At 38.6% G+C, this 14,031-nt stretch carries 7 protein-coding genes, 1 other RNA gene and 2 pseudogenes; 6 read left to right on the top strand and 4 right to left on the bottom strand.

Annotated elements, in window-relative coordinates:
* The first annotated feature begins 61 nt into the window (after positions 1-61).
* Positions 62-973: pseudogene (locus tag AC1M83_RS12100) on the top strand (TIGR01777 family oxidoreductase).
* Here AC1M83_RS12100 and thiO read toward each other — a convergent pair.
* Together thiO and hemB are read right to left on the bottom strand one after the other, a co-directional pair.
* A complete protein-coding gene (gene thiO, locus AC1M83_RS12095; RefSeq protein ID WP_035266290.1) occupies positions 970-2,076 on the bottom strand; it encodes a glycine oxidase ThiO in 1,107 nt (368 codons plus the stop codon). The pseudogene AC1M83_RS12100 and the gene thiO overlap by 4 nt on opposite strands.
* A 200-nt stretch (positions 2,077-2,276) precedes the next feature.
* On the bottom strand, positions 2,277-3,287 hold the full coding sequence (hemB, locus tag AC1M83_RS12090) for a porphobilinogen synthase (protein WP_035266288.1): 1,011 nt from the start codon (positions 3,285-3,287) through the stop codon (positions 2,277-2,279).
* 108 nt (positions 3,288-3,395) lie between these two features.
* Here hemB and AC1M83_RS12085 point away from each other — a divergent pair, with 108 nt between their 5' ends.
* A complete protein-coding gene (locus AC1M83_RS12085) occupies positions 3,396-3,893 on the top strand; it encodes a thioesterase family protein (protein WP_035266285.1) in 498 nt (165 codons plus the stop codon).
* 52 nt (positions 3,894-3,945) lie between these two features.
* On the opposite strand, the gene glpK is transcribed toward AC1M83_RS12085, so the two are convergent.
* Positions 3,946-5,430, bottom strand: a complete 1,485-nt coding sequence (gene glpK, locus AC1M83_RS12080; protein ID WP_035266283.1) for a glycerol kinase GlpK — start codon at positions 5,428-5,430, stop codon at positions 3,946-3,948.
* A gap of 132 nt (positions 5,431-5,562) precedes the next feature.
* Here glpK and ssrA point away from each other — a divergent pair.
* Positions 5,563-5,923: a transfer-messenger RNA gene (ssrA, locus tag AC1M83_RS12075) on the top strand.
* An 87-nt stretch (positions 5,924-6,010) separates the two neighbouring features.
* Here ssrA and AC1M83_RS12070 read toward each other — a convergent pair.
* Positions 6,011-6,763: pseudogene (locus tag AC1M83_RS12070) on the bottom strand (tyrosine-type recombinase/integrase); the annotation flags it as partial.
* Positions 6,764-7,023: 260 nt separating this feature from the next.
* Here AC1M83_RS12070 and AC1M83_RS12065 point away from each other — a divergent pair.
* The 3 genes from AC1M83_RS12065 to cobN all read left to right on the top strand — a co-directional run bounded on the left by AC1M83_RS12065 (position 7,024) and on the right by cobN (position 14,021).
* Positions 7,024-7,203 carry a hypothetical protein gene (locus AC1M83_RS12065; RefSeq protein ID WP_092768250.1) on the top strand — a complete coding sequence of 60 codons (180 nt, stop codon included), beginning with the start codon at positions 7,024-7,026 and terminating at the stop codon, positions 7,201-7,203.
* 684 nt (positions 7,204-7,887) lie between these two features.
* Complete coding sequence (locus AC1M83_RS12060) at positions 7,888-9,822, top strand: TonB-dependent receptor plug domain-containing protein (protein ID WP_481590776.1); 1,935 nt, start codon at positions 7,888-7,890, stop codon at positions 9,820-9,822.
* The gene (gene cobN / locus AC1M83_RS12055) at positions 9,822-14,021 is read left to right on the top strand and encodes a cobaltochelatase subunit CobN (protein ID WP_481590775.1); all 4,200 of its coding nucleotides are present in this window, start codon (positions 9,822-9,824) and stop codon (positions 14,019-14,021) included. The genes AC1M83_RS12060 and cobN overlap by 1 nt, the downstream gene beginning before the upstream one ends.
* Positions 14,022-14,031: the final 10 nt, after the last annotated feature.

Here is a 14,031-nt window from a genome sequence, read left to right as displayed (position 1 = left end):
TGAATTGAGCTCAAAGGCATCTTTCACCATGATAGAGGGATCAGATCATAAGAGTATTTCTATGTATCATCCTTGCGTTTTGGTTACTGGTGCAACAGGTTTTATTGGATCTTATTTGGTTGCATATTTGCTAGATCAAGATTATCAAGTGATTGGTTTAAGCCGACAGTCCAATCCAAAAATGAAGCATCCACGTTTGACATGGGTTCAATCTTTCGATGATATCCAACACGCTCAAATTGACTATGTTATTAACTTAGCGGGTGAAAGTATTGGTGATGGTCGCTGGACGCAAAGGCGAAAACAAAAACTCATCGACAGCCGAGTGAATACGACCGATGCATTATTACATTATCTGCTGACCCATCAGCAACATCCCAAGCGAATTATTTCTGGTTCTGCTGTGGGGTATTATGGTATTGATCCTGATTAAGAATGGTCAGAAAAAAACAATGAGCAGGGATCATCTCAACCGATCTTTATGTCCGAACTTTGCCAAGAGTGGGAGAGGTCGGCGCTCCAATACAAAAATCAGTTTGATATTAAGGTCATTCGTTTAGGCGTGGTGTTTGGGCATGGCGGAGGAATTTTACAACAATTACTCTTACCGATTCGATTTAATCTGGTAGGTAAAATTGGTTCAGGTCAGCAGCCCTTAGCATGGATTCATATTCAGGACGTGATTCAGGCGATTGAATTTCTGATGTTGAATGACACTCCAAACGAAGTTTTTAATTTCGTTGCTCCTGAACAAACGAATCAGGTGTATTTTGTTCGCACCGCAGCAAAAATTTTAAACAAGAAACCGCTTTTAAGTCTGCCTGATTCATTGTTTAAAATCATGTTAGGTGAGCAGTCTCAATTGGTTTTAAATGGACAATACGTTATACCAGAAGCACTTATTCAAGCAGGTTATACATTTCAGTATCCAGAACTCACAATGGCGTTGGAGCAACTACTTCCATCACATTAAACTTGAAACTTCAAAGATGGGTCATAGGGTCTAGGATCAACGAGGGTGGTCTGATTCAGCATGAGTTGTCGTAGTAACTGCGCTGCAGCTGGCCCCATGCATAAACCATTTCTAAAATGACCAAAATTCGCCCATAAGTTTTTCATTTCAGGCATTAAACCGATATACGGAATTCCATCAGGTGAGCTAGGTCTCAAGCCTGCCCATTGTCGCACAATCGGGAAATTTTTAAGTTCAGGTATGAGTTGAATGCATGCTTGGTAAATGGATTGTTGTGTTTTCAAATTTGGGCGATGTTCAAAACCTAATTCCGCCATACTGGAACCACAGACGATATGGCCATCTCGACGTGGAATCATATACATGACATTGTACATACACATCGTGGGTAGCCAGTTTTCAGGGGTTTTGAATAGGATCATCTGCCCCTGAACAGGTTGAACAGGGATATTGAAATCGAGTTGTGATGCCCAATGTGCCGACCAAGCTCCAGTAGCGATAACATACTGATCAGCTTTAATTTGATGTTGATCATGCAGAACAATGGATTGCACTTGCTGATTTTGAATCAGTAATTTTTCTACCCACTTATGCTCGATAATCTTTACTTTTGAATGTGATTTAAGATAAGTCAGAATAGACTTTAAAAGACGAGGATTACGAACATTAGACAATTGTGGAAAATGCAAAGCCTGCTTGAAAGTATTAGAAACTCGTGGATTCAGATTTCTTAATTGAGTCTCGTCGAGTAAATCGCAATGCTGCATCGGCTCGTTATATTGCGCCTTATAACTGAGTCCAATCTCAAAATCATCTTCATCAAAAATTAACATGCCTGAATCGTGAATTTCGAAATCAATGCCACTCAATGGTTGAATTTTTTGATTCCAAGATTGATATAACGATTTACCATGTTGTGCCAATTGATTGACTGCTTTGGGATAACGCCAAGGATACATAGGTGACAAAATACCACCACCTGCCCAAGATGCAGCTTTAGCTGCTTGTTTTTGATCAATGAGGGTAATTTCACAACCTTGTTCGAGTAATTCAAGCGCTGTTAGTAAGCCGCTAATTCCACATCCAATGATGGCAACGTGCATTTTTATCCACCTTCAAAATGACGGGGTGTATTAGACCATATTCAAGCTCTAATCGTGCAAATAATCTCAATGATGTAAAGAGATCGATGAGATGTAAGATGTTAAATGAGTGAGTTAAAAGTTGGGTCTCGAATACAATGATGATGATTTTAGTAGAAAAAAAGCGCTTTATGGAAAAGCGCTTTTGATTCAATAGTGTATTACAGATCTTTAAGCATTTTTGCAGCATCTTCAGCAAAATAGGTCCAAATTCCATCTGCACCAGCACGACGACAGCTCATCAATGATTCTAAAATCACACTTTCAGAAAGCCAGCCGTTTTGGATTGCTGCTGCCAACATGGCATATTCACCACTCACTTGATAAACAAATGTTGGAATGCCAAATGTGTCTTTAACTTCACGTACAATATCTAGATATGGCATCCCTGGTTTTACGATCACCATGTCTGCACCTTCTTGAATATCTAGTGCAATTTCGTGAAGAGCTTCAGCTCGGTTTCCTACATCCATTTGGTAGTTATACTTATTACCACCTTTTAAATTAGATGCTGAACCCACTGCATCACGGAAAGGACCATAGAAGCTTGATGCATATTTGGCAGAATAAGCCATGATATTGGTATAAAGATGACCATTTGCTTCAAATGCTTGACGAATCGCAGCAATACGACCATCCATCATATCACTCGGTGCGAAAACATCGGCTCCTGCTTCTGCATGGCTTAAACCTTGTTTAATCAGACACTCAACAGTTTCATCATTCAGGACATAACCTGTTTCATCGATGATGCCATCCTGACCGTGTGTTGTATAAGGGTCTAAAGCGCCATCAGTGATGAGTACCATTTCTGGTAATTCTTTTTTTAGAAGACGGACAGTGCTTTGAACTAAACCATCATCTCTCCATGCTGCTTCAGCAGTTAAACTTTTGTCTTCTTGTGGGGTAACTGGGAATAAAGCTAATTTAGATACACCTAATTCTAAAAGTTTTTCAGCTTTGTTTAACAACAAATCAGCTGAAAGACGGTGAATATTTGGCATACTAGGTATTTCTTGGGTTTGATTTTGACCTGGTAGAACAAATACCGGATAAATGAGATGTTCAGCAGAAAGATGTGTTTCTCTCACCATCGCTCTGAGTTTGTCATTTTTTCGAATACGGCGCATGCGTGTTGCAGGAAAAGCAGGGCGATTAAACGTATAAGTCATCACAATCTCGATGTTTGGTATTTTACTTGGGTCTAATTGTAGCCCCCTTAAGGCGGTTTTTGGGAAAATGCTGATGGTTTTTTCTCATGATGTTAATTTGAGTTTTGTATGAACGATTCCCAAAAAAAATGGATGGGTAACCTCCATTTAGGTGCTAAACCAGATCTTGAAGTGGTATTAAATCAACTCACTCAAGTATTTAATACCTCTCCTTATTTCGCTTACAACGAAATGCAAATGCGTGTCGTAGAAGGTGAAATCCAAGGTTATATTGAGATGAAACCTAATCTCATTGGTAATATTTCTTTCCAAATTTTGCATGGCGGTGTAGCAGCAACATTACTCGATAGTATTGGCGGGATTGTTGCAATGGGCGAGCTTTACAAGCGTGCAGAGCCTGATATGTTGCCTGAAACTTTAAAGAAAGTTTCACGTTTAGCAACAGTGGATATGCGAGTGGATTATTTATCACCAGGGCGCGGAAAGTATTTTATTGCCACTGCTGAAGTCCTACGCATGGGTCGCAAAGGTTGTACGATGCGCATGAATATGGTGAATGATGAAGGTAAAGCAATTGCAACAGGTATTGCTTCATACGCATATTGAAAAATCTATGTATCTCTTATAAAAAAACCGCCCTTGTAGGCGGTTTTTTATACTAAACATCTGATCTTGAACGTTTTAACGCACTATTCCATTGATGTAAATGAAATTGACGTTGATCTTCAGACATTGTTGGCTCAAAGGCTTTTTCCAATTTCCATGATGCCGCAATATCAGACGGATTTTTAAATACACCTGCAGTTAAACCTGCCATTGCCGCAGCTCCCCAAGCCGTTGACTCCAAAAGTTGCGGTCTTAACACAGGAACATTCAGTAAATCGGCTTGAAATTGCATTAGCATATCATTTTGACTCGCACCACCATCTACACGTAATTCTTTTAAAGGGTTTCGAATATCAGATTGCATGGCATTCAAAACGTCAGCGACTTGAAATGCGATTGATTCGAGAGCTGCTCGCGCAATATGTGCTTTATTTGTCCCTCTAGACATACCGCATAATAATGCGCGGGCATCCGTATCCCAATGAGGTGCTCCTAAGCCTGTAAAGGCAGGAACAAGTACGACACCATCGGTATTGTTAACTTGACACGCCAATTGTTCAACTTCTTGGCTACTTTGAATAATTCCAAGTCCATCACGTAACCATTGTACAATTGCACCAGCCATAAAAACACTACCTTCAAGCGCATACGAGGTGTGTTCTTTACATTGCCAAGCTAAAGTGGAGAGAAGCTGATTCTGACTCAGTTGAATTTGATCACCTGTATTGAATAACATAAAGCAGCCAGTACCATAGGTGTTTTTTGCTGAGCCTATATCAAAACATGATTGACCAAATAAGGCTGATTGTTGATCACCTAGAATCCCTGTAATTGGAATTTCTGCACCTAAGAGACCTTTGGCTGTATTGGCAATATGGCAATCAGAAGCCACGATTTTGGGTAGTATTGCTTTTGGGATATTAAATAGTGCGAGTAATTCGTCATCCCATTGCTGGGTATGCAAATTCATTAACATGGTTCTTGAAGCATTCGAGACTTCAATCACGTGTTCAGCACCTTGAGTGAGATTCCAAACTAACCAGCTATCAATGGTTCCAAAAGCCACTTCGCCTTGTTCCGCACGAGCTCTTAAACCATTAATATTTTCAAGTAACCACACTAATTTTCCAGCACTGAAATAAGGATCAATGCGGAGTCCTGTGGTGAAATTTATCTTGGTTTGTAAGTCTTGTTGAATGAGGGAATTACACCAATCACTCGCTCTGCGATCTTGCCAAATAATCGCAGGGGCTAGAGGTTCACCAGTTTTTTTATCCCAAATCACTGTCGTTTCGCGTTGATTGGTTAGGCCTAAAGCTTTGATATCTTTAGGCAGTAATCGCGCATCAGCAATTGCTTGCTGTACCACTGCGATTTGTGAGCTCCAAATCTCTTGTGCATTTTGCTCTACCCAGCCTGACTTTGGGGTTCGTATTTTAGTTTCTCTTTGAGCTGTTGCATGAACGTTTCCATGTTCATCAAAAATGATCGCACGACTTGACGTCGTCCCTTGATCCAGTGCAAGTAAATAACTCATAAAATATGCAATTTTGAACTTGAAAAAAGGGATTTTATCTCAATTATTGAAATAAGCGCATGTGTATGTGTAATTGTTGTGAAATTAGAGGTCGTATTTTCAAACTTTTATGCTATGATTGCGTTGTACTTTGGGGATGTTCCTGGCTTCGACGCTGGTGATGAAACTCATAGATGCATGCCGAGAGCGCATTTTCTCTCGTAAATAAAATTTGCATTTTAAATAGTCGCAAACGACGAATCTTACGCTCTAGCTGCCTAAGGGCAGCTTGTCCGCATCTCTGAATACTTGTGGTTAGAGATCCCGACTGAAGCGCACGCACACAAGTCCGTATAACATCAAGCCTTGGGGTGTTGTACTAAACTTAAAGGATCGCTCTCTTAACCCTGTTCGTCGGGTCTTTGAGGGTTAAAACAATAGACGATATCTAAGCATGTAGTAATCTCGAGTGTAGTGCTTGCGGACGCGGGTTCGACTCCCGCCATCTCCACCAAAATTCTTGTAATAAAAAAGCCACTTATTTTAAGTGGCTTTTTTATTTGCCACATTTTTATACCAAGATCTGACTACATTGATGAATTTATGCTGTTAATGCCACGCTGAGTTTTGCTATTTCTTGCCTGTTTTTATCCCCATGCAACCATTTCGTATAGCGCTTAATCAGCATGTGTAAGCTATGACCAAGTTGGTCGGCTACAAACATTGGATTGACGCCATCCATAAGTAACATCGTTGCATAGGTATGCCGTGCATTGTAGGCAGGGCGATGACGTATAGAACACGATTTCATTGCTTCTACAAGACGCTCTCTCGGTGGTTTTTCATTAAATAATGGTTCCTTCATCTTGGGACATAGCATTACATAATCTGTTTGGTAGCCTTGATCCTTTTTAAATTGAAGCAAAGCTTTTAAAGCCAAAGTCAAGCGTTCATTCAAATAGACCTCACGAGAAGTATGTGTTTTGGTCACTTTTTTTTCTAAACCACGAACACGGCTTTTGCTAACTTTGAATGTGACATTGAACCAATCGATATCACTTTCTCTGAGCGCAATCATTTCTGAAGGTCTACAGCCTGTCTAAAAAGCAAATTCAAAATACTAGCGACAAAATTTATCCTCATCATGTAAGCTTTTGTCGAGCCAAGCTAGTAAGGCTTCCATCTCCTTACGTGTGAAGGGGGCAGGTATTTCTGCCTGAACCTTACGATTCTTAATTGTATGCATAGGATTTGGAGAAATCAGATTATGCTTAACAGCCAATTTAAATACCCCGCTTAGCGTAGTTGCACAGTTATTAAATGTTTTCGCTGTTTGAAAATCACGATCGATGATAGATCTGTTTCATAAATCACAAAACGATCTATCTCTTGCTGATTATTTGTACCGAAAAATTTAAAAATCCATACATAATTTGCGGACTAAAATCATCAACTGAAAGAAACTTTTTGATACACATTTCAAGCGATACACAGGCATCTTATAGTCAACCATTGATTTAATGGTTGAACTACTAAAAATGCTTGTGCCTGCTAAAGGTAGACTATCCAAGTTAAGTGAAGAAAATCAGGCTTTACTCCGTCTGAGCTATTGGCGTGTCAGAGCCTACTGCTTCAAGAATCGTCCGCCACGTAAAGGATTGCCTGATCAAGTCCAATCTATTTAATTTACCCGAGAGTCTGCCTGAAGGCGAAGGTATCGACTGGAATGTGGTGATCGTAGATGCCACAGAAACTCCAACACAAAGACCTAAAAAAACAGAAGAAAAGCTATAGTGGCAAGAAGAAGGCACATACATTTATAGAACACAGCAATTTCTGAGTTTATGCACGAGTCGTGGTGCTGTACATGATTTCGAGCTTTGCAAACGCAACTTGAATCCGATTCCTAAAGGTGCTTTTATTCATGCAGATGAAGGCTATCATGGAATCTATGCAATGTATCCAAATAGCTCATTGCCTCTAAAAGCAAAGAGATGCTGCAAACTAGATCCCGAGCTAAAAGTTTACAATTGAGAAATCAATAAAAGAAGAATTGGGATTGAACATGTATTGGGCAGTTTGAAAGCCTTCAAAGTCCTTGCGGCGCGATATCGTAATCGAGTCAAAAGACTAGGTTTAAGATTCAATTAAATTGCTGGAATCTATAACATGGAACTGCATAAAAATGAATTATGAAAGAATTCTATAATTTTAATAAACTCTTAAAGTGTAAATTTAAAAATTCTTAGATTCTTAAATGAAGTGCGACAGAGATTAATTCTTAGTAGAAAGAGGTTTTAGTTTTTTGTCAAATTTGTACTTATCAACTCCAAAAGAGTCTCACATTTATTGGCTATTTTGGGCTCAAAGATTTTCAACTGAATATATTGAAAATAGAAATTTATAAATTAAAAAATTGCATTATATTATGTTATAACATAACATTATAAGCAATAAAAAATAACCTTAAATATCACTATGCGTATCTTTTTAGGAATGGGTCTCTTTGTAACTCATGTTGTCTTTGCAGAATCAACAGACACAAATCATCATCCAGCACACAGTATGAATACGATTGTGGTCACAGCATCTGCAAAAAAAGAAAATATTCATGAAGCAATGGCGAGTATTGATGTGATTGATGGTAAGCAACTTAATCAACAATTTATAAATGATGTTTCAGATGCTTTGAACGATCGAGTAGGTCTACAAAATGTAGGTATCGGGCTAAATCGGAAAGGGGTTTCGATTCGAGGAATGAACCCGACACACACCCTATATTTAGTCGACGGACAACGAATTAATAGTTCATCCTCAGCCATTGCTCACTCTGATGGTGAATTAAATTGGGTTCCAACCGAAGCGATAGAACAGATTGAAGTGGTTCGAGGACCGATGTCTTCACTCTATGGATCAGAAGCTTTAGGTGGAGTAGTGAATATTATTACTAGAAAACCAATCGAAAAATGGACAGGCTCTGCTTCGATTCAATCGTTATGGAATGAATCTAATTTGGGTGGTGATCAGTATAAAACCAGTGCTTACTTGTCTGGTCCACTCATTGAAAATAAATTAGGTGTCAATTTCTGGGCCGAATTTAGAAAACGTGATGCGCTTGAAGATCCTACCAATTCTCGTTTAAGCAAACACGATGAGCAGAAAAATACCAAAGGGCATCTTGGTCTATTTTGGCAAGCAACAGATCAACAACAGATTGAATTCATAAGTGAGTACGGCCATGAGGATCGACAAGATTTAAGAGGTGGAACACGTAATCAATATTATCAAGTTGATGATGAAATTGAGCGGGCTCGATTCGGGTTAAAACATGAAGGTGAATGGGGTTGGGGTAAAAGTATTGTTAAGCTTTATCAAACACAATTCAAACGAGAAAGTGAGCGCAGTGATGGCGGAGATACGACATCTCCACAAAAATTAACTGATCAAGTGGCTTCGACACAGTTTCAATTTGATTTATCTAATCATCATTTAATACTGGGTAATGAGCTTCGTAAGGAAAAGTTGGAAGATCCAACGGTCAATTTAAAACAAAAAGACAGTATTACCCATTATGGAATTTATCTACAAGATATTTGGCAAATCTCTGATCAATTTAAAGTTGGATTTGGGGCACGTGGCGATGAGCATTCAGATTTTGGATGGGAACTGAGTCCGAAGTTTAATGCGTCTTATCAACTCAGCGATGCATGGACAGTCAAAGCTGGTGTGGGCAAAGGCTATAAAGCGCCAACTTTAAAGCAACTATCTAAAGAGTTTGAGTCTAATGCTGCAATGGGTGGTATGGGTACTATTCGAGGCAATCCTGATCTTAAGCCTGAAACCAATACCGCTTATGAAGTTGGATTACATTTCCATCGAGATAATTTTGAAACCTCATTAGGGTGGTTTAGAAACAATGTCGATGATTTGATAGATACACAGCGTCAGCCTACATGTTCAGTCGCAGGGAAAATTTGCTTAGATTATGTCAATGTGACAAAAGCAGAACTACAAGGTATTGAATGGAGTGGTGCTTATCACATAGAGCCATATTTACATTTAGAAGCCAATTACACTTATTTAGACGCAAAAGATAAAAGTAAAAATATCCCTTTAGCCGATCGTTCAAAGCATCAATTAAATAGTTCAGTCATTTGGCAAGTGAACGACAAACTGCAAACCAAATTACGCCAGCAATATCGCAGTAAACAATTTCAAGCTGTGAATACACCTCACAGTCAAGGATATATCTTCTGGCACATGTATGCAGATTATAAAGTGACTCCGAATTGGACAGTCCAGACAGGAATTGAAAATCTGACAGATAAAAAAATTGGCATGCAACCTGATCAATTACAAACTTTTAGTGATGCAGGACGTCGTTACTTTGTTGGTATGAATGTGAGATTTTAATGATGAAGAAATCTTTCATTCTGCATGCAATAGATCCAACTCATATTCAAAAAAGTTTGGATCTAAACTCCATCCTGCGTATTTTGAGCATCTTCTTATGTGTTTATCTCACATTAAATGTGGCTTTTGCACAAACAGCAGATGCTCAAACTAAGGTATTGGTGTTACATACCGATTTTGTGGCAAATACTAAATTTGAAAAACTTGTGCCAATTGCAGCGAAACAAAATGTGCAATTACAGCATTTACAAGTAAATCAAAATCAAAAAGCTGTTCAGCAATCTATTCAGCAGGCGGATGTGATCATTTTAGATGTTCCGCGACCGCCAGATCGTAAACAGGTTGAAGAGCTTGCACTTGAAAGTTTAAAGGCTCAAGACAAAGCATATATGACCGTTGGTGGTGGAGCACCGCAGTTCCAGAAAATTCCAAAATTATTTGGATTTAAATTATTAGATCTGTATTACAACGGTGGAGAAATTAACTTTTCACATTATTTTGAAGCAGTACATCTTTGGAATACTGAAGGTAAAAAAGCCACATTTAAGACGCAAAAATTACCAGAAATTTCGATTTATCACACCAGTGCACAAGACTATTTTGACAATGTGCAATCCTATTTAGATTGGTATCAACAGAATCTAAAACATCAGAAAAAATCAACTATTCAAGGACAAAATGCCTATTTGGTTTATGTGCTTCATCCAAGCAATATCACCAATTTAACGTCTGAAAAAATTGATCAACTCATAACGCTTACTGAACGAAAAGGTGTTGTTCCTATTGTCTTGCTTTGGAATGAGTCGAAAACCAAAACCAAACTTTCAGATTTTTTTAAAGTTGTACCAATCACCGCAATGGTCAATATGACGCATATTCAAAATGGTCAGGACTTAGTTGCCGAGCTACAAAAAATGAATGTGCCTATGGTTCAAAGTTTGAGTTTTAATGGCAATTTTGAAGAATGGAAAAACTCGAAATCAGGCATACCTCCGCATTTAGCATCTATCTTTTTGAGTCTTCCCGAAACTTGGGGATTTTCTGATCCTTTAGTGCTGTCTTTAAATGAGGGTGGTCGCGAGCAATGGATTGAACCACAGGTCAATATATTACTTGAACGTGTAATTGCCCAATCCAAATTGAAGATTAAACCCAATAAAGAAAAGCAAATTGGGGTGATGTTTTGGAATTATCCTTATGGTCAAAATAATTTATCTGCATCAAATTTAAATATTCCGCTGAGCATCGAAAATATTCAAAAAAGTTTAAAAGAACGTGGATACGACACCGAACTGATCAGCGAAAAACAAATTATTTCAGATGCTCAAACTTTATTATCTGCATATTACCAGCATGAAAAATTAGCTGACCTACAACAGAAAGAAATGCTCAGCTATTTTCCTGTTCAGTATTATCTTGATTGGTTAAAAACCTTGCCTGAACAGCGTCAACACGAATTAAAAGAAAGCGCGGATATTCAAAAATTATCTAAACATTGGGCAGTCGTGAAAAGGGAGGGCGAGTTTTATTTTGCAATTCCAAGTCAGCGTTACGGAAATTTATTACTACTTCCTCAGCCTACTCGTGGTTCTAAAGTAGGTGAGAATTACCACAGTCAAGACGCTGTTCCAGATCCATTATATTTAGCGACTTATCTGTATTTGCAACAAGCAACCGATGCATTGATTCATTTGGGAACACATGGCACACAAGAATGGTTGCCTGGAAAAGACAAAGGCTTAGCAGCGAATGACTATCCTTTATTGACCGCAGGTGCTTTACCGATTTTTTATCCTTATGTTCAGGATAATATCGCAGAAGCCATGCAAGCGAAACGACGTGGTCGTGCAGTTATAGTGAGTCATCAAACTGCGCCTTTAGCACCCTCTGGTTTATATGATGAATTACGAGATATTCACGATTTAATTCACCAATATGCTCAGCTCGATGAGGGTTTAGTCAAGCAGCAAACTCAAGGAAAACTGATCGCTTTAACAGAGCAAAGTGGTGTGCTTAAAGATTTAAACCTGACTCAGGTTCAGGCTCAGAATAATTTCCCTCAATTTTATACTCAGCTTCATGATCATTTGCATCGCCTAGCGCAACAAGCTGTACCCATGGGCTTGCATCGTTTCGGTTTGTCAGCCCAAGATAATCAAAGATTAATGATTGTTTTACAGCAGTTAGACTCAGACTATTTCAAAGCATTAAAGCTGGATAAAAATGAAGTGTTTAATGCCGATGTTGAAACAATTCGTCAATCTCTAGCTTATCGTTATTTGGCGCATTATGTTTTAAATCCGGCTGAATCCACAGGTTTAGGATGGTTTAAATCTAAGGCTTCAAATGTTGAGGTTGATGCAGATATTCAAAAGATAGGGCAAAGTGGAAAACTAAAAGCGTATATCGAAACTGCACAAAAAAATTATGAATATTTGATTGCAGATAGAGAAATGCAAAGTTTGTTGAATGCTTTATCTGGAGGCTATGTTTTACCGGGAACGGGGGGAGACCCGATTCGTCAGCCTGAAAGTGTCAGTGGACGCAATTTATATGCTTTTGAAGCCAATAAAATCCCGACTAAAGCGGCTTATGAAATGGGACAAAAAACCTTTGAGCAGATGATTGCGCAGTACCAACAAAAGTATCCTCAGCAGTACCCTAACAAAGTTGCATTTAGTTTGTGGTCTTCTGAAACGATTCGTCATTTAGGTGTTTCGGAAGGACAAGTTTTGGCAGCGCTTGGTTTAAGACCTGTGTGGGATCAAGCAGGTAAAGTGGTGAGTTTAGACATTATTCCACAACAAGAGCTCAAGCGCCCACGTGTGGATGTTGTGATTCAAGCCACCAGTGTTTATCGAGATCAATTTGATGGTTTTATGCGTCTACTTGCTGGTGCAATGGCAAAACTTTCAGCGCTAAATGAACCCAATAATCAGCTTTATCAAAATTCACAACAGATACAGCAATCATTAATTGCTCAAAAAGTTGATCCTGAACGAGCTAAAGCGTTATCACAACTTAAAATTTTTAGTAATGAACCTGGAGAATATGGCTCAGGTTTAACGAAAAAAACCTTGTCCTATGATGATTGGGAAAATGATCAAGAATTAGCTAATACCTTCTTAAATAATCTGCAATATGCCTATAGCGATAAAACGTGGGGTGAGCAAGCACCAGTCAATCTATTCGCTGAAAATTTAAAAGGCGTTGATGTTGCCATTATGTCACGTTCTTCAAATGTGCATGGCGTGTTATCGACAGATCATCCATTTGAATATTTAGGTGGATTATCTTTGGCAATTCGTTCCGTTCAAGGGAAATCACCGGAATTACTCATTACAGATTTACGCCAAAATAAAGCTGAAGTCACCTCATTGAAAGCTTATTTGTCAGATGAATTACGTACCCGTTATTTAAATCCTGAGTGGATTAAAAGTATGCAAAAGGAGGGTTATGCTGGCACATTGGAAGTAATTAATGTGACCAATAATTTATATGGCTGGAATGTGACTGACCCTTCAGTTGTCCGTGCTGATCAATGGAAAGATATGTATGAAACTTACGTTCAAGATAAGCGCGAACTTGGTGTAAATGAATGGTTCAAACAACATAATCCATCTGCGCAACTCCAAGTATTAAATCGTATGGCGGAAGCGATTCGTCAAGATTATTGGCAAGCTGATGATGAGACAAAACGAGAAATTGCAGAAAAAATTCAAGCGTTGCAAGAACAAGTGAATTTGCCTTTAGAGTCTGAAAAGCTTAATGAATTTACCCAAAGTATTTTGAAGCAAAATGACAGTGTATCACTAGAAAAAAATGCACAGATGACTGTAGTAACTGATCAAGTAAATCTTGAAAATTCATCTGAAACAAAACGCACAGCCGATGAGCAAAATACTCAAAATCAGCAAGCTATAGGACAAGGTTTAAACCCAACAACACAGACTTTGCAAGCGGCCGATGCCAATCAGTCTGCTCAAGATCAACATCCATCTTCTATAGAAATACAAACACCCAAAATAGATCAAAAAAATACTCAGAATCAGGCACAACAGAAAGTCAAAGGTCAGGCTTTGGAACAAGTCCAGAAAAAGTCGGAAGTACAAGATTATGCTTGGGTTGGTGCCTTCATACTGAGTTTATTGATTGGATTTGGTTTTTTTAAACAATTTATGCAACAGCGAAAAAAATAAGAGGAAATTT

The sequence above is a fragment of the Acinetobacter sp. 25-47-130 genome (assembly GCF_056779705.1).
This window is presented reverse-complemented; position numbering and strand designations above follow the sequence as displayed.